Here is a 19964-nt window from a genome sequence, read left to right as displayed (position 1 = left end):
CCGCCGACAACCACCCTACGAGCCAACAGGTCGCTTGACATCCCTTAGGAACTCACATTCATTCCTCGATACGCTTGCGCGGTGACCGTCCATCCGCCCAAGCAGGAGACGTTCGACCTGGTCGCGTACACCAACACCGACCCGAAGGGCTTCGTGCGGGCGGTGGACGAATACGTCATCACCCCGTGGGGTCTGTACATGGCCCGCCCCACCCCGGGCCGGGCCCAGTTCCACTACCTGGAGTCGTGGCTGCTGCCGTCGCTGGGGCTGCGGGCCAATGTCTTCCACTTCAACCCCGGCTACGAGCGGCCGCAGGACTATTACCTCGACGTCGGCGTGATCACCGTCGGCGACACCGCCTGGCATGCCGAGGACCACTACCTCGACCTGGTGGTCTATGCCGGTGACCGCACCGACCTCATCGACACCGACGAACTGTTCGCCGCTCACCGCGAGGGCCTGGTGCCCACCGAGACCGCGGAAACCGCCCTGCAATGCGTCGTCGGCGCCGTCGCCGGCCTCGCCCGTCACGACCATGACCTCAATGCCTGGCTTTCCGCCGAGGGAATGACACTGACCTGGCGCTGAGCCCCCTCCGGGCGGGGCAACGAATCGGCAGTCTCCCGCCGGACGGGTAGTCTGCCTAGCTATGAGCTCCACCACGCGCGGATGGCTGAGCATCGTCGCCGCGGCCACACTGGTCGTGGGTTCTCAGTTAACGGCGGCGACCGCGCTGGCCGACCCGGATCCCACGCCCCCGCCGACACCCCCGCCGACGCCCGTGGCCTCCGATGACGCCAACCCGCAGTTGCTGCACAACATCACCTACCGGGCCCGGGCGGACGGCACATCACGCGGCGCCGTTGTGGCGTACAAGATCGACGACAACAACGTCAACAGCGACCAACCCACGCTGCTGCCGGGGATGACCTTCGAGGTCAACACGGTTCTGCACGATCCCAAAAAGGCCGGCATGCAGCTGTCCATCCAGTGGCCGTACGGATCGAATCTGCACTGCGAGATCCTGGTGGACGACCAGATCGTGGCACAGGCGGACCAGTTCATCGCCCCCCGGCTGTTCCGCCCCAAGGACGACCCGCTCTACGGCACCCTCCAGTGCGGCGCGCCCCTGGATACGCCCGCCCCGAACGCCGCGCCTCCGCCCGCACCTGCCCCGGCGCCGGAACCGACGACGTAGCCGTCCGCAACCGCCGATACTCTGGGCACGTGCAGAAACCTGATCGTGTCGCCGAGGCCGGCGCCTGGCTGTTGGAAAACGGCCACCGGATCGTGCTCGCGCTCACCGGCGGGCGCTACCCACGCACCGTGATGGGGATGTTGACCGTCGAATTGCACACCGTCGGCCGCAAATCCGGGAAGCCGTACAGCAACCTGTTGACGTCTCCGGTTCACGACAAGGACCGCATCGTCGTCGTGGCATCCAAGGGCGGGCACCAGGATCACCCCGACTGGTACAAGAACGCGATCGCCAATCCCGATGTCGGCGTGACCGTTGACGGCGCAACGGTTCCGATGCTGGCCCGCACCGCCAGCCCCGAAGAGCGGGCCGAGTTGTGGCCGCGAGTTATCAAGGCCTACAAGGGATATGCGGGCTATCAGCGCAACACGTCCCGCGAGATCCCGTTGCTGATCCTGGAACGGCGCCGAGCGTTCCGATAATCAGACGGCCGGCGTCCAGCCGGTCGTGTCGGCCCATTCCCACGCCCGGCGGTAGGCATCGAGGAACCACGGCTCCTTCGCCTCGGCGTAGGCCCCGATATCGGCGTGCTGAGCCGCGGAGTGCTTGACCGCCAGGTAGTCGGCCCGCACACCGGGGTTGGCCTTGAGCCAGTCCACGAACAGCAGCGCGAACCGCTGATTGGGCCACCCGTCCACCCGGATGTGCACGTTGGTGGGCCGGCCCGGGTCACCGGAGGCGTGGAAACGCTTGTGCCACAAGGCTGGATCGGTACCCGCCTTCGGTACGTCGGAGGTGATCGCGCCGACGCGGGGATACCCGGCCCTCAGTAGGTCTTCGGCGAGTTCGTCGGCGACGTCCAGCGACGCAACCGTCACCTGGACGTCGATGATGTCCTTGGCGTCCATACCTGGCACCGCCGTCGAGCCGATGTGGTCGATCCGCACCGCGCGGTGCCCGCAGGTGGTGTTGAGCCGGGCCAGGATCCGGCGGGCCTGGTCGGGCCAACTGGGATCGGCCGCCACCACAGCGGTCGAACTCGGCGCCGGGGTGCGGGTGGTGAGATTGTGCGCGAACGGCAGGATGCGCTGGTACCACAGCTCACGCGCCTGCTCGACGAGTTGGCCGGAGCTGCCGGCGTTGTCCAGCCAGACGTCGGCGACCAGCCGGCGTTGCTCCTCGGTGGCCTGCGCGGCGATCCTGGCTCTGGCATCAGCCTCGGAGAAGCCGCGGTATTCGATCAGCCTCTTGACCCGCACCTCGGGATCGGCATGCACGATGATGACCAGCGGGAACATCGGGGCCATCTGTGATTCGACCAGCAGCGGGATGTCCTCGACGATCACGGCGTCCTCACCGGCGGCGGCGATCAACTCCGAGCGCCGAGTCGCCACCAGCGGGTGGACGATGCCGTTCAGGGTTTGCCGCTTGTCCTCGTCGCTGAATGCGATCCCGGCCAGTGCCGGGCGGTTCAGCGCGCCGTCGGGCAGCAGGATCTGTGACCCGAACGCGTCGACCAGCTTGGCCAGGCCTTCGGTCCCCGGCTCGACGACCTCGCGGGAGATGACATCCCCATCGACGACGATGCCGCCACATTCCGAGAACGTGGCGGACACCGTCGACTTGCCGGCGCCGATACCGCCGGTGAGTCCAATACGCAGCACTGCACCAGTCTTTCAGGCAGCCGAGACGACGAACGCCCCGGCTCGGGTGAGCCGGGGCGTCAATCGTGGATTACTTAGGCGTTGCCCGCCAGCTTCTCGCGCAGAGCCGCGAGCTGGGCATCGCTGGCCAGCGAACCACCGGCCGACTCACCCGAGCTCGACGAGGACGACGACGACGAGCCGTTGCCGGCCGGACGCTCGGCCGCCTCGGCCTCAGCCTTGGCGAACTTCTCCATCTGCGCGGTGTGCATCTTGTGCCGGCGCTCGGCCTCGGCGTAACGGGCCTCCCACTCGGTGCGCTGCTTGTCGAAGCCTTCCAACCATTCGTTGGTGTCGGCGTCGAAGCCCTCCGGGAAGATGTAGTTGCCCGCATCGTCGTAGCTGTCGGCCATGCCGTACTTCGAGGGGTCGAACTCCTCGGTGTAGTCCTCGTTGGCCTGCTTGAGGCTGAGCGAGATCCGGCGGCGCTCCAGGTCGATGTCGATGACCTTGACCATGGCGTCGTCGCCGACCTGCACGACCTGATCCGGCACCTCGACGTGGCGCTCAGCCAGCTCGGAGATGTGCACCAGACCCTCGATGCCCTCTTCGACGCGGACGAACGCACCGAACGGCACCAGCTTGGTGACCTTGCCGGGCACGATCTGGCCGATGGCGTGGGTGCGGGCGAAGTGGCGCCACGGGTCTTCCTGAGTCGCCTTGAGCGACAACGAAACCCGCTCGCGGTCCATGTCCACGTCGAGCACCTCGACGGTGACCTCGTCGCCCACCTGAACCACCTCGGACGGGTGATCGATGTGCTTCCAGGACAGCTCGGAGACGTGCACCAGGCCGTCGACGCCGCCGAGATCGACGAACGCGCCGAAGTTGACGATCGACGACACCACACCCTTGCGGATGGCGCCCTTCTGCAGCTGGTTGAGGAACTCGCTGCGCACCTCGGACTGGGTCTGCTCCAGCCACGCGCGGCGCGAGAGCACCACGTTGTTGCGGTTCTTGTCCAGCTCGATGATCTTGGCCTCGATCTCCTTGCCGATGTACGGCTGCAGATCGCGGACGCGTCGCATCTCGACCAGCGACGCGGGCAGGAAGCCACGCAGGCCGATGTCGAGGATCAGGCCGCCCTTGACGACCTCGATGACGGTGCCCTTGACGGCCTCGTCCTTCTCTTTGAGTGCCTCGATGGTGCCCCAGGCGCGCTCGTACTGAGCGCGCTTCTTGGACAGGATCAGGCGGCCTTCCTTGTCCTCCTTGGTGAGGACGAGGGCTTCCACCTCATCGCCGACGGACACAACCTCATTGGGGTCGACGTCGTGCTTGATGGAAAGTTCGCGGGAGGGGATGACACCCTCGGTCTTGTAGCCGATGTCGAGCAAGACTTCGTCGCGGTCAACCTTGACGATGGTCCCTTCGACGATGTCGCCATCGTTGAAGTATTTGATGGTCTTGTCGATCGCGGCGAGAAAGTCCTCGGCCGAGCCGATGTCGTTGACGGCTACTTGCGGCGAGGTGACGGTGGGACTTGGCATATTGTTGGGTTGCTCCGGACAGGCTTAATCGTAGGGACAGTTCTTTTGGGGATGTATCTGTGGTGCTGTACCCGCTAAGTGCACACAGGTACTGTCCGAGACTACTCGACTAGGCACACGCTGGACAAACCCGGGTCTGTGAGCCCGCTGTGGACGCCTCTGGTCGAATACCCTGCTCAGGTGTCCTACCCCTTCCCGCCGCCGTTGCCCAGGCCGGTCCGCAAGGTCGGCGCCCCGCTGGCGGTGATCATCATTCTCGGCACCGTCGCCGGGTTGATCTTGACCCTGCTGACCGCGGTGAATCCGGCCGGCACCGTGATCGGGTTCATCCTGGCCACCACGGCGACGACGCTGGTGGTGCTGGCGTATCTGTGGCTGGACCGGTGGGAACCGGAGCCGCCGCGGCTGCTGGTGTTCGCCTTCGTCTGGGGCGCCTCGGTGGCCGTTGTGGTGTCAGTGGGCCTCGAGGTGGTCTTCGACGCCGCGGTGAACACCGGCGGTTCGGAGTCCAGCCCCTTCACCATCGCGGTCGGCGCTCCGCTGATCGAGGAGGCCGCCAAGGGCGCGTTCCTGCTGTTGATGATGACGGGTGTGCGCCGCGCCGAGCTGAACTCGCTGACCGACTGCTTGGTCTACGCGGGAATGACGGCGATCGGCTTCGCCTGGCTGGAAAACATCTTCTACATCGCCGACGGCGGCTCGCTGGGCGACTCTCTGCTGACCGCGGGATTGCGTCTGGTGATGGGGCCGTTCGCCCACCCGCTGTTCACGACTTTCACCGCGATCGGCGTGCATTTCGCTCTGCAGCAACGCAATTGGTTTGCCAAGGCGGGGTGTGTGGCGCTCGGGTACCTGGCCGCGGTGGTGATGCACGGGCTGTGGAACGGGTCCGCTCTGGCCGGTGCGGGCGCGTACTTCGGCTTGTACGTGGTGTGGATGATGCCGGTGTTCTTCCTGGCGGTCACGCTGGCCGTACGTAGTCGGCGCGCCGAACAGCGCGTGGTGGCCGAGAAACTGCCGGGCATGGTCGCCGCAGGCCTGGTGACCCCGGCCGAGGCCGGCTGGCTGGGGTCGATCCGCACCCGCAAGGCGGCGGTGGCCGCCGCCACCCGGCTCGGTGGGCGCCCGGCCGGCCGCGGCGTCAAGAAATTCGCAGTCCAGATTGTCGAGCTGGCATTCGTCCGTGACCGGATCGACCGCGGTTTCGGCGATGCGCGGGTGTTCGCGCTGCAGCAACTCGAGGTGGACGGCGTGGTCGCTGCCCGCGCCGCCGCCGGTCCGGCGCTGCACTGGGTGAGTCCGCAGCCCTTTTCAGCCGGTTCCTAGCTTCGCCTCCTACCTTCGCGGGCATGATCCAGCACATCCTGGAATACGCGGGGATCGCAGTCCTCGCCGCCTCCGGTGCGGTGGTCGGTGTCCGCAAGGGGTTCGACCTGTTCGGCATCGCCGTCCTGGCCGTCTTGACCGGCATCGGCGGGAATGTGATGCGTGACGTGCTACTGGGCGCGTTCCCGCCGGCGTCGCTGCAGCACTGGGCTCCTGTCACGGTGTGTTTCGTGGCTGCGGTGCTGACCACAGCCTTCGCCAAACTGGTGATCAAGTTGAGCCAACTCGTGCTGGTGCTAGACGCCATCGGTATGGGATTTTTCGCGACCACCGGCGCGGCGATATCGGTCGATCACGGCGCCAGTTATTTCGCGGCCGCACTGCTGGGCATGGTGTCCGCGATCGCCGGCACCATCATGCGCGACATCGTCGCGCGGGAGGTCCCGATGGTGATGGGTCCCGACGACATGTATGCGGCGCCGGCCATGCTGGGTGCCGTCGTCTACGTCGCGATCGACTCGGTCGGCGCGCAGTGGTTGGGAGTGGCCGTCGGGTCGATCGTCGCCACCCTGTTGCGGCTGGCGGCGATCACGTTCCACTGGCGGCTACCGACCGGGCCTCGCGAGTTGCACGTGAATCCCGCCCCCGTCGAGGACCGTCAGTGCGCGGCGGCGTCCCAGCTTCGGCCGTAACCCACCGACACCTCCAACGGAACGTCCAGCGGGTACGCGCTGCCCATCTTGTCGCGCACCAACTCGTCGAGGGTGTCGCGTTCGCCGTCCGCGACCTCGAACAGCAGCTCGTCGTGCACCTGCAGCAGCATGCGCGACGCCAGGCCACGTTCCTTGATCGCCGAGTCGACGTTGATCATCGCCACCTTGATCAGGTCGGCGGCGCTGCCCTGGATGGGTGCGTTGAGCGCGGCACGTTCGGCGGCCTCACGCACCTGCCGGTTGCTGCTGTCCAGCTCCGGCAGGTAACGCCGGCGGCCGAACACCGTCGAGGTGTACCCGTCTTTGCGGGCTTGGTCGACGATGTCGCGCAGGTAGTCCCGGATGCCGCCGAACCGGTTGAAGTACTGCTCCATCTGGACCTTGGCTTCTTCGGTCGAGATTTTCAGCTGGGCCGACAACCCGTAGGCGCTGAGCCCGTAGGCCAGGCCGTACGACATCGCCTTGACGCGGCGCCGCAGTTCGGCGTTGACCTCGTCGATCGGGACGTCGAACGCGCGCGACGCCACGAACGAGTGCAGGTCCTCGCCGGTCCGGAAGGCCTCGATCAGGCCCTCGTCCTTGGACAGGTGCGCCATGATCCGCATCTCGATCTGGCTGTAGTCGGCGGTCATCAATTCGCTGTAGCCGCCACCGACGATGAACGCGTCGCGGATCTGGCGCCCGGCGTCGGTGCGGATCGGGATGTTCTGCAGGTTCGGCTCGGTCGACGACAACCGCCCGGTCGCGGCGATGGTCTGGTTGAACGTGGTGTGGATGCGCCCATCGGCGGCCACCGACTTGAGCAGCCCGTCGACGGTGACCTTGAGCCGGGTGGCGTCGCGGTGAGCCAGCAGATGCTCGAGGAATGGGTGTCCGGTCTTGTCGAACAGGGACTGCAGCGCGTCGGCGTCGGTGGTGTAGCCGGTCTTGGTGCGCTTGGTCTTCGGCATGCCGAGCTCGTCGAACAGCACAACCTGCAGCTGCTTGGGCGAACCCAGGTTGATCTGTTTACCGATCACCTCGTACGCCGCGTCGGCGGCTTGCCGAATCTGCTCGGCGAACTCCCGCTCCAGAGTGTTCAGCTTGTCCAAATCGACGGCGATGCCGACGTTCTCCAACCCGGCCAGCACAGCCTGCACCGGCAGCTCCATCTGGCCCAGCAGTGACGACGAGTCGATGCGCTCCAGCTCCTCATCCAGTGCGTCGGCCAGGTCGGCGACCGCGCGGGCGCGCAGGATGAGTGTCTGCACCGCCTGATCGTCCACGCCTTCGCTGTCGTCGAGGAGCGAAAGCTGTTGCTGCTCAGGGTTGTCGGCGCGCAGTTCGCGACGCAGGTAGCGCAGTGACAGGTCGTCGAGGGCGAAACTGCGCTGCCCGGGCCGCACCAGATACGCCGCCAGCGCGGTATCGGAAGTGACACCGGCCAGCTGCCAGCCCCGGCCGGCCAGGTCATGCATTGCAATCTTGGCTTCGTGCAACACCTTCGGCGCGCTCTCGTCGGCCAGCCACGCGCCCAGCGCGGCCTCGTCGTCGGGCGTCAGACCGGCGGTGTCGAGGTAGGCGCCGTCGCCGTCGGCGGTGGCGATCGCCACAGCGGTGGCATCACCGTCGTACACCCGGTGGGTGCCGACGACCGCGACACCGGACCGGGCGCCGGTGCGGGCGTGCTCGTCCAGCCACGCCGCCACCGTGCCGGGTTCGAGTTGCCCACCGCGGACGTCGAAGCCCTCGTCGACCTCGGGTTCGACGGCGGCCAGCGTGTCGAACAGCCGATCGCGCAAGACCCGGAATTCGAGGTCGTCGAACAGACGGTGGATCTGGTCGCGGTCCCACGGCTGCACCCGCAGCGTGTCGGGGGTCTGCGCCAGCGGAACCTCCTTGACCAGGTCGGTGAGTTCCCGGTTGAGGATGACGCTGGACAGGTTCTCGCGCAACGCATCTCCGACTTTGCCGCGCACCGAGTCGACGTTGTCGACCAAGCCCTGCAGCGAGCCGTATTCGACGATCCATTTGGCGGCGGTTTTCTCGCCCACCCCCGGGATGCCCGGCAGGTTGTCGCTCGGGTCGCCCCGCAGCGCCGCGAAATCGGGATACTGCGTCGGGGTCAGGCCGTACTTCTCCACGACCGCCTCCGGGGTGAACCGGGTCAGGTCGCTGACACCCTTGCGCGGGTAGAGCACCGTGACGTCCGGGCTGACCAGTTGCAGCGCGTCCCGGTCGCCGGTGACCACCAGCACCCGGTAGTCCTCCTGCTCGGCCTGGGTGGCCAGCGTGGCGATGATGTCGTCGGCCTCGAAACCGGGCTCGGCCAGGACGGTGATGCCGAGTGCGTTGAGCACTTCCTTGGTGATCTCGATCTGGCCGCGGAACTCGTCCGGCGTTGCCGAGCGACCTTCTTTGTACTCCGGGTACTTCTCCTTGCGGAAGGTCTGCCGGGAGACGTCGAACGCGGCGGCCACGTGCGTGGGTGTCTCGTCGCGCAGCAGGTTGATCAGCATGGCGGTGAAGCCGTAGACCGCGTTGGTGGTCAGCCCGTTCTTGGTCTTGAAGTTCTCGGCGGGCAATGCATAGAACGCCCGAAACGCGAGCGAATTGCCATCCAGCAGCAGCAGGGTCGGTTTCTGGTCCGTAGCGCTCGCCGTCACGCCATCACTCTATGCACCGCCCCCGACACTCAGTACCCGAGGAGCTTGCGGAATCGCTGTCCCACGGCCATCGACTGGCCCATCCGCTGCACCCACCCGTCGAGCGCGGCCTTGGTATCCGCCGGATCCCAGCCGCGTTCCCGACCGAGCGCGATCATGCCGGCCTCGTCGGTGACACCGCGTTTCTGCGCGGTGAGGGCGAGTTCGGCGTAATTGCCCAACGAGATGCCGTTGATCGGTTCCCAGATCGGGTCGTCGTCGGCAACCGACTTGTTCGACGGGCCGCCCAGCAGGGCGGGATCACTCAGTTTCTTGAAAAGTCCCATGCCACGAGTCCACTCCGCCGGTTCGGCTACCGATCCCAACTTGACCAGGCAAACGGAACTGGAACACGTTTCAGTTCGGCGGCCCGCATCGCATACGATGACCCCGTGCCAGCTTCTCCAGACGCCCCCACGCAACTACCGGCGATCGATGGTTGGTGGGACCACGACGACGCCGGTGTGCCGCATCTGATCGGCGGCAAGTGTCCGCAGTGCGGGACCTATGTGTTCCCGCCGCGGGCCAACAACTGCCCTAACCCGGCGTGTGACAGCGATGTCCTCGACGCCGTCCCGCTCTCGCGGCGCGGCACGGTGTGGAGCTACACCGAGAATCGCTACGCACCTCCCCCGCCCTACCCGTCACCGGACCCGTTCGAACCGTTCGCGGTCGCCGCCGTCGAGCTCGCCGACGAGGGCCTGATCGTGCTGGGCAAGGTCGTCGAAGGCACGCTGGCCGCTGATTTGAAGGTCGGTATGGAGGTGGAGCTGACCACCATGACGCTCTACACCGACGACGACGGCACCGAGCGCGTCACCTACGCATGGGAGATCGCGAAATGACCGCCACAACCACCCCCGAGTCGCTTCGCTCCTGCCCGCCGGAACCGGTTTACATCCTCGGCGCCGGCATGCACCCCTGGGGCAAGTGGGGCCGCGACTTCACCGAGTACGGCGTCGTCGCCGCCCGCGCCGCGCTGGCCGAGGCCGGCCTGGACTGGCGCCAGATCCAACTGGTGGCCGGCGCCGACACCATCCGCAACGGTTATCCCGGCTTCGTGGCGGGTGCGACGTTCGCGCAGAAGCTCGGCTGGAACGGCATCCCGGTCACCTCGAGCTACGCGGCCTGCGCCAGCGGCTCGCAGGCCCTGCAGAGCGCGCGGGCGCAGATCCTGGCCGGCTTTTGCGACGTCGCGCTGGTCATCGGCGCGGACACCACTCCGAAGGGCTTTTTCGCCCCGGTCGGCGGTGAGCGCCGCAACGATCCCGACTGGCAGCGCTTCCACCTGATCGGCGCCACCAACACGGTGTACTTCGCGCTGCTCGCGCGCCGCCGGATGGATCTCTACGGCGCCACGCTCGAGGACTTCGCCCAGGTGAAGGTCAAGAATGCGCAGCACGGGTTGAACAACCCGTACGCCCGCTACCGCAAGGAGGCCAGCGTCGAGGACGTGCTGGCCAGTCCGGTGGTCTCCGATCCCCTTCGGCTGCTTGACATCTGCGCGACCTCCGATGGTGCGGCCGCGGTGATCGTGGCCAGCAAGGCATTCGCCGAGAAGCATCTCGGCTCGGTACACGGCGTGCCGTCGGTGCGCGCGGTGAGCCTGCAGAGTCCGCAGTACCCCCAGCACCTGCCCGAATTGCCGGACATCGCAACCGATTCCACCGCTGTGGTGCCGGGACCGGACCGGGTGTTCAAGGACCAGATCCTCGACGCCGCCTACGCCGAGGCCGGTATCGGCCCCGAGGACCTGTCGCTGGCCGAGGTCTATGACCTGTCCACCGCGCTGGAACTCGACTGGTACGAGCATCTGGGCTTGTGCGCCAAGGGCGAAGCCGAACAGCTGTTGCGCAGCGGCGCCACCACGATCGGCGGCCGGATTCCGGTGAACGCCTCCGGCGGGCTGGCCAGCTTCGGCGAGGCCATCCCCGCCCAGGCGATCGCCCAGGTCTGCGAACTCACCTGGCAACTCAAGGGCCAGGCCACCGGACGTCAGGTCGAGGGCGCCAAGGTCGGCGTGACGGCCAACCAGGGCCTGTTCGGCCACGGCTCGTCGGTGGTCGTCGCGCGCTAGGTGAGCCGGACCGTCGTCGTCACCGTCAAACCGGGCAGCCGCAAGGGGCCGCTGGTCGAGACTGCCGACGACGGCTCGCTGACGATCTTCGTACGTGAGCCTGCCATCGAGGGCAAGGCCACCGAGGCCGCGGCTCGGCTGCTCGCCAAGCACCTGGGGGTGGCGCGCAGCGCCGTGACGTTGACGGCCGGAGCGACGTCTCGGGTCAAGCGGTTTCGCGTCGACTAGCCTGCACGGCATCGCCGTCCCGCCATACGTCGACGGCGTCCTGCAGCGGCAAACCCAGTGCCTCGCACAGGCTTACGACGGTGCCAAAACTCGGGCTGGGCAGCCTGCCGACCTCGATCTTGCGCAGCGTCTCCGGCGAGATGCCCGCTTCGTTGGCGACGAGCTCGGGTGCGCGGCCGGCCCGGGCCGTCCTGATCAACGCGCCGAGGCGCTGTCCGGCTCGAATCTGTTCCGGGGTCAGCGGCACACGCACCATGCGGCCGAGTATACGGTATAAAAATACCGACAGCAGGGAGCCGTACTCAGATGATCGAACTCAAGACCGCCAGAGAAATCGACAAGATGGCCGTCACCGGCGATTTCGTCGCGCGCACCCTGGCTACCCTGGCGCAGGACGCCGAGCCGGGCGTGAACCTGATGCAGCTCGAACACCGCGCACGGGCGCTGATCGACGAACGCGGCGCGACGTCCTGTTATTGGGACTACTCGCCGTCGTTCGGCCGCGGCCCGTTCCGCAATGTCATCTGCCTCTCGGTCAATGATGCTGTGCTGCATGGTCTTCCGTGGGACTACGTCCTGCGCGACGGCGATCTGCTGAAGTTGGACTTCGCCGTCTCGATCGACGGGTGGGTGGCCGATTCCGCTGTCACGGTGGTGGTCGGCGACACCCCGGACGCCGCGGACACCGCACTGGTCGACTCCACGCGCCGCGCCCTGGCCGCCGGCATCGCGGCCGCGGTCCCGGGCGGGCGGCTCGGCGACATCTCGGCGGCCATCGGCGACGTGGCCGCCGCTGCCGGGTACGCCGTCAACACCGACTTCGGCGGGCACGGGCTGGGCCGCACCATGCACGAGGACCCGCACGTGCCGAACCGTGGCAAGCCCGGCCGCGGCATGGTGCTCAAACCCGGTCTCACGCTGGCGCTGGAGCCGTGGTGGGGACGCGGAACCAACCAGCTGGTGGTCGATCCGGACGGCTGGACACTGCGGTCGGCCGACGGATCCAACACCGCCCATTCCGAGCACACGATCGCGATCACCGAGCACGGTCCGCGCGTGCTGACCAAGCTCTCCGACTGATCAGGCCACGCCGAGGTAGGCCGCGCGAATGCTGTCGTCGGCCAACAACTCTCGGGCCACGCCGCTGCGCGTGATGGTTCCGGTCTCCAGGATGTAGGCGCGGTCCGACCGGGTCAGCGCCTGCTGGGCGTTCTGCTCCACCAGCAGGACGGTGGTGCCCTGCGCGTTGATCTCGGAGATGATCTTGAAGATCTGGGAAATGATCATGGGCGCCAGGCCCATGGACGGCTCATCGAGCAGCAGCACCCGTGGGCGGGCCATCAGCGCGCGCCCGATCGCCAGCATCTGCTGTTCTCCACCGGACAGGGTGCCGCCGACCTGAGTACGGCGCTCGGCGAGCCTCGGGAAGGTCTCGAACACCCAATCCAGGCGCTCACGGTGTTCGGTCTTGCTGTCGAATTTGCGCCCGTAGCAGCCCATTTCGAGGTTCTCGGTCACGGTCATGCCGGGAAAGACGCCACGCCCCTCAGGAGCCTGGATGAGTCCGTCGATGGCGCGCTGATGGGCTTTGACCCGGCTGATGTCGCGGCCCTCGAACCACACCGATCCCGACGACAACGGCCGCAGACCGGAGATCGCCCGCATCATCGTGGTCTTGCCGGCGCCGTTGGAGCCCAGCAGTGTCACCAGCTCACCCTGCCGGACTTCGAGTGAAACACCGTGCAGCGCTTCGATCCTGCCGTAGTGCACCACCGCGTCGCGGACCTCGAGCAGTGGGGCGTTGTCAGAGCTGGTCATCGGGTACCCCCAGGTAAGCGGCGATCACGGCCGGGTCGTCGCGGATCTCGGCGGGCAGACCGTCGGCGATCTTGCGGCCGAATTCCAGCACCACGATCCGGTCGGTGACACCCATGACCAGTCGCATATCGTGCTCGATGAGCAACACGGTGTAGCCGTCGTCGCGGATGGCCTGGATCAGTTCGATCAGCGCGGCTTTCTCGCTGGGGTTGAAGCCGGCCGCCGGCTCGTCGAGGCACAGCAGCTTCGGCTCGGTGGCCAGCGCCCGCGCGATCTCCAGCCGACGCTGGTCGCCGTACGGCAGGTTCTTGGCCTTCTCCTCGCCGCGATGCGCGATGCCCACGAATTGCAGCAGAGCAGCGGCCTTTTCGATGGCTGAACGCTCTTCGTGGCGGTGCCGCGGTGTGCGCACCAACGCGCCGGGGACCGATGTCTTGTGCCTCGCGTCGGTGCCCACCACCACGTTCTCCAACGCGGTCATCTCACCCCACAGCCGGATGTTCTGGAAGGTCCGGGCAATCCCCCGTCGGGTGATCTGGTGCCGCTTGATCCGGCCCAGCGGCTCCCCGTCGAAGGTCACCGATCCCGAACTCGGCCGGTACACACCGGTGATCGCGTTGAAGCAGGTGGTCTTGCCCGCGCCGTTCGGTCCGATCAGGCCGAGGATCTCGCCCCGCTTGATCTCGAAGCTCACCGAATCCAGCGCGGTCAGGCCGCCGAACTTCACGGTGAGATCCTTTGTCTCCAGAAGGGTTTGCCCCTCGGCGACGTCGGTCTCACGGGCGAACACGGCCAGGCTCTCGTCGATCGGGGTGTCCGGATCGTCTTGGGTGGGACCGCCGGCGGCGTGCGTCATGCCGCCGACTTCGACTCGTCGGCGCTGCGCAACAGATAGCGGGCGCGTTTACCGTAGGTGAGCAGCTGTTGGCGAACCGGGAACAGCCCCTGTGGGCGGAAGATCATCAGCACCACCAGCGCAAGGCCGAAGAACAGATACTTCAGGTCGCCGAGGTTGATGCCCAGGAAGTGCACGCCGAGCAGGCGGTTCGGCAGGTAGACGATCACGAACGCCCCGAAGATGACGCCGAGCTTGTTGCCCTGTCCACCCAGCACCACCGCGCACAGGAACAGCATCGAGTTGATGATGTTGAACGTGGGCGGCGCGACGTACTGCACCTGTCCGGCGTACAGCGCCCCGGACAGTCCACCGATCGCAGCGCCGATCACGAATGCCCACAGCTTGAACCGGAACGTGTTGACGCCCATCACTTCCGCGGCGTCCTCGTCCTCGCGGATCGCCACCCAGGCCCGGCCGACCCGGCTGCGTTCCAGGTTGCCGACCAGCAGCAGGATTGCGACGATCAGGATCAATCCCAGCCAGAACCACCAGGTGCCGTAGTTCGCATGGCCCGTGGAGTTACCGCTCGAGAACACCCCGTCGGGCAGTTTGTCGGTCTGCCCGACCCTCGGATAGGCGACCCCGTTGAGGCCGCGGGAACCGTTGGTGATCCCGGACAGGTTGTCGGCGAGCAACCGGATGATCTCGCCGAAACCCAATGTGACGATGGCCAGATAGTCGCCGCGCAGCCGCAGCGTCGGAATGCCCAGGATCAAACCGGCGAGCGCGGTGAAGGCCATCGCGAGCGGAACGCACGACAGCCACGCCCAGTTCTCGCTGAACGCCCCGCTGCCGCTGAGCTGATTCCACGGGCTGTCCGGACTGGTCAGCAGGGCGACGGTGTAGGCGCCGACGGCATAGAAGCCGACGTAGCCCAGATCCAGGAGACCGGCCTGGCCGACGACGACGTTGAGGCCGATCGCGATGATCGCGACCATGGCGAACTGAGCCATGGTGCCGCCGAAGCTGATTCCGGGCGTATCGAAGAACGGCGGCGGGTGCAGCGGCGACAACGCCAGCAGTGCGAAGCCCACAATTCCGAAGCCCCACTTCTGCACCCGGCTCAGGCCCGACCACCAACCGCGCAGACCGTCGCCGGGGGCCAGCAGCCGGCCCGACCACTTTCCTGGCGTCTGCTCGCTCATGCTCGCGCCTTTCCGAGGCTTTCCCCGAGTATCCCGGTGGGCCTGATCAGCAGCACCAGAACCAACAACACGAAAGCGACGACGTCACGCCATTGCGTGCCGAACACGGCCTGTCCGTAGTTCTCCATGATGCCCAGCACCAGTCCGCCGAGTAGCGCCCCGCGCAGGTTGCCGATTCCGCCGAGCACGGCCGCGGAAAACGCCTTGATGCCCAACAGGAATCCGCCCGAGTAGATGATTCCCTGCGGCACTTTCAGGGTGTAGAGCAGCGCGGCGGCGCCGGCCAGCAGACCGCCGATCAAAAACGTCGTCAGGATGATCCGTTCCCGGGACACCCCCATCAGTGTCGCCGTGGTCGGATCCTGGGCCACCGCCCGGATGCCGCGGCCGAACTTGGTCCGGTTGATCGCGATGTCGGTCAGCGCGGCGAAGATCAGCGCGGCCGCGATGATCACCAGGGTGACGTTGGAGACTGTCGCACCGAAGATCTCGAACTGGGTCTTGGGCTGCACCAGGATGATCGGCTGCTGGGCGTTGCTGCCGCCGTAGTCCTTGATGATCTTGGGCAGCACAAAATGCACGAACTCCTGCAGCACGAACGACATACCGATGGCGGTGATCAGGAACGTCAGCGGCCGGGCGTTGCGGCGACGCAGCGGCCGGTAGGCGACCAGCTCCAAACCCATTGCGGCCGAACCTGATACCAACATCGCGAACAGCATGGCGATGCCGAGGTACAACACTGTCAGTAAGACGCCCTTGCTGTAGGCGTTACCGCTCGGGGTGAACCCGAGAATCATGTCCAGGCAGAAGTAGGCGCCGAACATCCCCAGCATGAAGATCTCGGAATGCGCGAAGTTGATCAGTCGCAGCACGCCGAACACCAGGGTGTACCCAACAGCCACCAGAGAGTAGATGGCGCCCCACGACAGGCCGTCGATGGTCAACTGCCAGAAGCCGTCTCGCAGATTGTCGATATTGAAACCGATGTCACTGGCGAGATACGTGATCTGGCCGAGGCTCTCGTAGACCATCGTTAGCGGCGGCCTCCTTGGTGTCTGAAACGAGAACGCGTCCGAGCCTTGCGGTCCCGGACGCGTCTCGCGAATCGGCTACTGAACCTTGTAGATCCAAATCAGGGTGGTGGTGAGTTCACCCTTGTCGGTCCACTGGTACTTACGGGCCACACCTTGGCCGTTGTAGTTCTTCACCCAGTCGAGCAGGTCGGCCCGGGTGATCTTGCCGGCGTCGATGCCCTTCAGCAGGATCGTGCCGAGGTCGTAGCCCTCGGTGCTGTAGGTGCCAGGCGCCTGGCCGAACTTCTTGGTGTACTCGTCGGCGAAGGAGCCGGTGGCCGGGCCGCAGGGGCAGGACAGGATGGCGTCCTTGGAGGACTGCCCCGCCTGCTTCACGAACTCCGGATCCTTGGTGCCGTCGGCGCTGACGAACTTGCCGGTGTACCCGCCGTCGCGCAGCTGCTGGACGAACGGAGCGGCCTCGGCGTAGTAACCGCTGTAGAACACCGAATCCGGCGACTGGCCCTTGACCTGGGTGACCGCGGCCGAGAAGTCCTTGTCGCCCTTCTTGACCGAGATCTTGCAGGCGTCGAGAGCGACCGGGCCGAGGGTCTCGCGAACCGCCTGCGCCAGGCCGACACCGTAGTCGGTGCTGTCGTCGACGACGCAGACCTTCTTCTGGTTGAGGGTGTTCTTCAGATAGTTGGCCACCGAGGGGCCCTGCACGCCGTCGTTGGCCAGGCCACGGAAGAACGTCTTCCAGCCCTGCTCGGAGAGCGTGACGTTGGTGGCCGACGCAGTGGCGGCGACCAGGCCGGCCTGATCGAACACCCCGCCGGTGGCCTTGGTCTCGCCCGAGAACGCCGGTCCGACAAGCCCGATCGTGAACGCATCGTCGACGATCTGCGGCGCGATTGCGGTGGCCTTCTGCGGGTCACCTTCGGTGTCGAACGGCTTCAACTGCACCTGGCAGCCGGGGTTGGCGGCGTTGTGCTTGTCGATGGCCAGCTGCACGCCGTCCTTGATGTTGATGCCCAGCGCGGCGTCGGGCCCGTTGAGCGCACCGGCCATCGCGATGGACACCGGCGGGCAGGTCGCCTTGCCGTCACCGGCCGGATCGGCAGGTGTGGCGCCGGCGTCGGGCTTGACTTCCGCGCCGTTCTGATCGATCTGGACCTGCTCGACGATCTTCAGGTCGCCCTGCGAGGCGTTTCCGCCACCATTCGACGGGGACTGCTGATTGCAGCCGGCGATGCCGATGACCGCCAGCAGCGCCGAACTAGCGGCGATTGCACTGCGTGTCGCGCGTCCGCGCACGTTTCACCTCCGGGTCAGTAGTTTCACGGCGCCGACATCGCAAACCGCTCTGCGGCCCACCCTCGACACTGCGGTAGAACATAGCCAACCGGTGGCCGCAGCGCGTCATGTTGGCCAACGCCTGGCCGTGAGCATATTCCGGATCGCGCCAAACGGCGCGGTCAGAGGAAACGCAGAGTTAACGCGTCAATTCGACGCCGGATCCGCACCGGGCGTGTCGAGGGTCTCCAGCACCACCTCGGCGACCCGCTTCATCGTGGTGCGCCGGTCCATGGCCGCACGCTGAATCCACTTGAACGCCTCGGGTTCGGTCATGCCCTGGTTCGCCTGCAGCAACCCCTTGGCCCGCTCCACCAGTTTGCGGGTCTCCAGGCGGTCCGACAGGTTGGCGACCTCACGCTCCAGTTCGGCGATCTCACCGAACCGGCTGACCGCCACCTCGATCGCCGGGATCAGATCGCTGATGGAGAACGGCTTCACCAAGTACGCCATGGCGCCGGCGTCGCGCGCCTTTTCCACCAGATCGCGCTGACTGAAGGCGGTCAGCACGACGATCGGCGCGATGCGCTTGCTGGCGATCTCGGCGGCCGCGTCGATCCCGTCCCGCCGCGGCATCTTGACGTCCATGATCACCAGGTCGGGACGCAACTGTTCGGCCAGCTCGACGGCCTCCTGGCCGTCCCCGGCTTCGCCGACCACCTCATAGCCCTCGTCCCGAAGCATTTCGGCCAGATCCATCCGGATCAACGCTTCATCCTCGGCGATCAGCACCCGGCGGGATGTGCGGTCTTCGGCGTCCGTCATGCGGCCATTGTTGCGTGGTCAGCGGTAATCAGCCACCTCGGAGCTCTGTGGCCGACCGGTTGGCGCCCCCGGCGCGGTCATCCACTATGGTGGGACACCGCCGTGAACACGGCCTGCCCTCGTATCCCAACTGGCAGAGGAAACGGATTCAAAACCCGTGCAGTGTGAGTTCGAATCTCACCGAGGGCACCAGAACTAGCCATCCCGCTCGCAGCCAGCCCGCTGAGGCCTGCGGAGCGCAGGTGCAGAAGCGCCTGCAGATCCCCACCCCGCATCGGTGTCGCGATCAGGGAACTGATCCGGTCCACCCACCGTTGACCTAGCGAACCCGCCACGGCCCTTATCCCCCCCTTGCCGTGGCGGGTTCCCTTGACCGGGTTCGGCTCAATCCCCGCTTGGCTGCACGCATTCGGCTGGCGTAACTATTCGAATTGACTCAGCCTTTGATGTGCACGCCGTTGCCTACCAATTCTTGAACAGGCAGCAATGTCGGGGTGGAATTTCTGTTTTCGGCGCGGGAATTGTGCCCGAAAGGGAGGCCCGCCACGACCCCCTTTGATTCCCCCATCGCCGTGGCGGGCCTCACCAACAGTGATTTCCAGTTCGCAGACGTGCATAACCGAGGCCATGAGTGGTCTGTATCACTAAGGCTGAATGCGCGGACCTGGCCGGCCTTCGTGTGCCGACGATTTCGTCAATACTCACTACAACGGCGTGTGACCGAACGCTCGGCCCGTTGTCCGCAAGCCCCACCCGCAACGACGAGAATGGGCCATTGGGGCACAATGAGCGGCATCGACGTCACACCGACACGACAGCGGCTCGCGCTGGTCCTGGTTGCCGCGGGCCTGTTCAGCGTCCTGGCGTTCATGGCTGCCGAGATCAACTCGTGGTGGATGACAGCGCTCGACACATCGGTGTGGAACTGGTTCGACGCGCATCGATCGCATAGCGGAAGGGGCGATTCGGCCGGGATCTTCGACTTCATCGGTCAACCCGTCCACGTGGCAGTCGCCGGACTGGTGAGCGGAACGCTATTGGCCGTGAGCGCGCGTTCGATCATCCGCCTCATTGCCGTGACCGGATCCGTCGGCGCGGGTGCGGTGCTCGAGCAAACGCTCAAGCACACTGTCGGACGAACGCCGCAGAATCTCGCCCAGCTGCGCGACGGATCAATGCTTGACTGGTCAGATCTCGATTACATGCATTCGTTCCCGTCCGGTCATGTCACCGGAGCCGCCACGCTGTTCGGAACGATCGCGGTGTGCGTCGGCGTCGGGCGCAATCAGGCCGCGAAGGCCGTGATTTCAAGCGTTGCCGCGATCGGTGTCCTCGCCGTCGCGTGGCTGGCGCTCTACGTGCGCGCGCACATCTTCACCGATGTCATCGGGGGCATGGTGCTCGGCGGGGCGCTCGTGGTACTGAGCGCTGCGGCCATCACGTCGCGGGCCCGAAGGCCAAACGGCACGGCCGGCGACCGCCTGTTGAGGCGGACGCATAGCCGTACCGTCTGAACGCTGCTGTCCGCCGACTAACGGCGGGCCGAG

Annotated in this window: 21 protein-coding genes and 1 tRNA gene; 11 read left to right on the top strand and 11 right to left on the bottom strand. The window is 66.4% G+C overall.

What is annotated here, in order from left to right; translation table 11 throughout:
- Positions 1 to 81: 81 nt before the first annotated feature.
- From CRM90_RS22075 to CRM90_RS22065, 3 genes are all read left to right on the top strand, one after another.
- Entirely contained in the window at positions 82 to 588 is a 507-nt protein-coding gene (locus CRM90_RS22075; protein ID WP_233209453.1) for a ribonuclease FAU-1 family protein, read from the top strand.
- Between the two features lie 61 nt (positions 589 to 649).
- Complete coding sequence (locus tag CRM90_RS22070; RefSeq protein WP_102809066.1) at positions 650 to 1198, top strand: hypothetical protein; 549 nt, start codon at positions 650 to 652, stop codon at positions 1196 to 1198.
- A gap of 29 nt (positions 1199 to 1227) precedes the next feature.
- A complete protein-coding gene (locus CRM90_RS22065) occupies positions 1228 to 1680 on the top strand; it encodes a nitroreductase/quinone reductase family protein (RefSeq protein ID WP_102809065.1) in 453 nt (150 codons plus the stop codon).
- On the opposite strand, the gene coaE is transcribed toward CRM90_RS22065, so the two are convergent.
- Both coaE and rpsA read right to left on the bottom strand, forming a co-directional pair.
- Positions 1681 to 2862 carry a dephospho-CoA kinase gene (gene coaE, locus CRM90_RS22060; RefSeq protein ID WP_102809064.1) on the bottom strand — a complete coding sequence of 394 codons (1182 nt, stop codon included), beginning with the start codon at positions 2860 to 2862 and terminating at the stop codon, positions 1681 to 1683.
- Positions 2863 to 2936: 74 nt separating this feature from the next.
- Positions 2937 to 4391, bottom strand: coding sequence for a 30S ribosomal protein S1 (gene rpsA / locus CRM90_RS22055; protein WP_036344752.1), 1455 nt, complete (start codon positions 4389 to 4391; stop codon positions 2937 to 2939).
- A 180-nt stretch (positions 4392 to 4571) separates the two neighbouring features.
- Between rpsA and CRM90_RS22050 the strand changes: the two genes are divergently transcribed.
- Positions 4572 to 5717 carry a PrsW family intramembrane metalloprotease gene (locus CRM90_RS22050; RefSeq protein WP_233209452.1) on the top strand — a complete coding sequence of 382 codons (1146 nt, stop codon included), beginning with the start codon at positions 4572 to 4574 and terminating at the stop codon, positions 5715 to 5717.
- Between the two features lie 23 nt (positions 5718 to 5740).
- A complete protein-coding gene (locus CRM90_RS22045) occupies positions 5741 to 6409 on the top strand; it encodes a trimeric intracellular cation channel family protein (protein WP_102809063.1) in 669 nt (222 codons plus the stop codon).
- Here the strand turns inward: CRM90_RS22045 and polA are convergent.
- A complete protein-coding gene (polA, locus tag CRM90_RS22040; RefSeq protein ID WP_102809062.1) occupies positions 6376 to 9075 on the bottom strand; it encodes a DNA polymerase I in 2700 nt (899 codons plus the stop codon). The genes CRM90_RS22045 and polA overlap by 34 nt on opposite strands.
- Before the next feature lie 29 nt (positions 9076 to 9104).
- Positions 9105 to 9401, bottom strand: coding sequence for a hypothetical protein (locus CRM90_RS22035; RefSeq protein ID WP_102809061.1), 297 nt, complete (start codon positions 9399 to 9401; stop codon positions 9105 to 9107).
- A 105-nt stretch (positions 9402 to 9506) separates the two neighbouring features.
- On the opposite strand from CRM90_RS22035, the gene CRM90_RS22030 reads away from it, so the two are divergent.
- From CRM90_RS22030 to CRM90_RS22020, 3 genes are read left to right on the top strand one after another with little or no spacing between them, the layout of a single operon-like run.
- The gene (locus CRM90_RS22030) at positions 9507 to 9959 is read left to right on the top strand and encodes a Zn-ribbon domain-containing OB-fold protein (protein ID WP_102809060.1); all 453 of its coding nucleotides are present in this window, start codon (positions 9507 to 9509) and stop codon (positions 9957 to 9959) included.
- Positions 9956 to 11191, top strand: a complete 1236-nt coding sequence (locus CRM90_RS22025) for a lipid-transfer protein (RefSeq protein ID WP_102809059.1) — start codon at positions 9956 to 9958, stop codon at positions 11189 to 11191. The genes CRM90_RS22030 and CRM90_RS22025 overlap by 4 nt, the downstream gene beginning before the upstream one ends.
- On the top strand, positions 11192 to 11419 hold the full coding sequence (locus CRM90_RS22020; protein ID WP_102809058.1) for a DUF167 domain-containing protein: 228 nt from the start codon (positions 11192 to 11194) through the stop codon (positions 11417 to 11419).
- Here the strand turns inward: CRM90_RS22020 and CRM90_RS22015 are convergent.
- Positions 11397 to 11675 carry a helix-turn-helix domain-containing protein gene (locus tag CRM90_RS22015; RefSeq protein WP_102809057.1) on the bottom strand — a complete coding sequence of 93 codons (279 nt, stop codon included), beginning with the start codon at positions 11673 to 11675 and terminating at the stop codon, positions 11397 to 11399. The genes CRM90_RS22020 and CRM90_RS22015 overlap by 23 nt on opposite strands.
- 50 nt (positions 11676 to 11725) lie before the next feature.
- Between CRM90_RS22015 and map the strand changes: the two genes are divergently transcribed.
- Positions 11726 to 12499 (top strand): type I methionyl aminopeptidase, encoded by a 774-nt coding sequence (gene map, locus CRM90_RS22010; RefSeq protein ID WP_102809056.1) that lies wholly within the window; start codon positions 11726 to 11728, stop codon positions 12497 to 12499.
- Here map and CRM90_RS22005 read toward each other — a convergent pair whose 3' ends face one another.
- The 6 genes from CRM90_RS22005 to CRM90_RS21980 all read right to left on the bottom strand — a co-directional run bounded on the left by CRM90_RS22005 (position 12500) and on the right by CRM90_RS21980 (position 18417).
- A complete protein-coding gene (locus tag CRM90_RS22005) occupies positions 12500 to 13237 on the bottom strand; it encodes an ABC transporter ATP-binding protein (RefSeq protein WP_102809055.1) in 738 nt (245 codons plus the stop codon).
- Positions 13224 to 14093 (bottom strand): ABC transporter ATP-binding protein, encoded by an 870-nt coding sequence (locus CRM90_RS22000; protein ID WP_233209451.1) that lies wholly within the window; start codon positions 14091 to 14093, stop codon positions 13224 to 13226. The genes CRM90_RS22005 and CRM90_RS22000 overlap by 14 nt, the downstream gene beginning before the upstream one ends.
- Positions 14090 to 15280: a branched-chain amino acid ABC transporter permease gene (locus CRM90_RS21995; protein WP_102809054.1), complete on the bottom strand. Its 1191-nt coding sequence runs from the start codon at positions 15278 to 15280 to the stop codon at positions 14090 to 14092. The genes CRM90_RS22000 and CRM90_RS21995 overlap by 4 nt, the downstream gene beginning before the upstream one ends.
- Positions 15277 to 16314: a branched-chain amino acid ABC transporter permease gene (locus CRM90_RS21990; RefSeq protein ID WP_102809053.1), complete on the bottom strand. Its 1038-nt coding sequence runs from the start codon at positions 16312 to 16314 to the stop codon at positions 15277 to 15279. The genes CRM90_RS21995 and CRM90_RS21990 overlap by 4 nt, the downstream gene beginning before the upstream one ends.
- A gap of 78 nt (positions 16315 to 16392) precedes the next feature.
- The gene (locus CRM90_RS21985; protein ID WP_102809052.1) at positions 16393 to 17613 is read right to left on the bottom strand and encodes a branched-chain amino acid ABC transporter substrate-binding protein; all 1221 of its coding nucleotides are present in this window, start codon (positions 17611 to 17613) and stop codon (positions 16393 to 16395) included.
- A 186-nt stretch (positions 17614 to 17799) separates the two neighbouring features.
- Positions 17800 to 18417, bottom strand: a complete 618-nt coding sequence (locus CRM90_RS21980) for an ANTAR domain-containing response regulator (RefSeq protein WP_102809051.1) — start codon at positions 18415 to 18417, stop codon at positions 17800 to 17802.
- Positions 18418 to 18532: 115 nt separating this feature from the next.
- On the opposite strand from CRM90_RS21980, the gene CRM90_RS21975 reads away from it, so the two are divergent.
- Both CRM90_RS21975 and CRM90_RS21970 read left to right on the top strand, forming a co-directional pair.
- Positions 18533 to 18609: transfer RNA gene (locus CRM90_RS21975), tRNA-Leu, on the top strand.
- Positions 18610 to 18911: 302 nt separating this feature from the next.
- A complete protein-coding gene (locus tag CRM90_RS21970; RefSeq protein ID WP_142391418.1) occupies positions 18912 to 19931 on the top strand; it encodes a phosphatase PAP2 family protein in 1020 nt (339 codons plus the stop codon).
- The last annotated feature ends 33 nt before the right edge of the window (positions 19932 to 19964 follow it).

The sequence above is a fragment of the Mycobacterium sp. ENV421 genome, from assembly GCF_002887815.1.
Classification (GTDB): Bacteria; Actinomycetota; Actinomycetes; order Mycobacteriales; family Mycobacteriaceae; genus Mycobacterium.
This window is presented reverse-complemented; position numbering and strand designations above follow the sequence as displayed.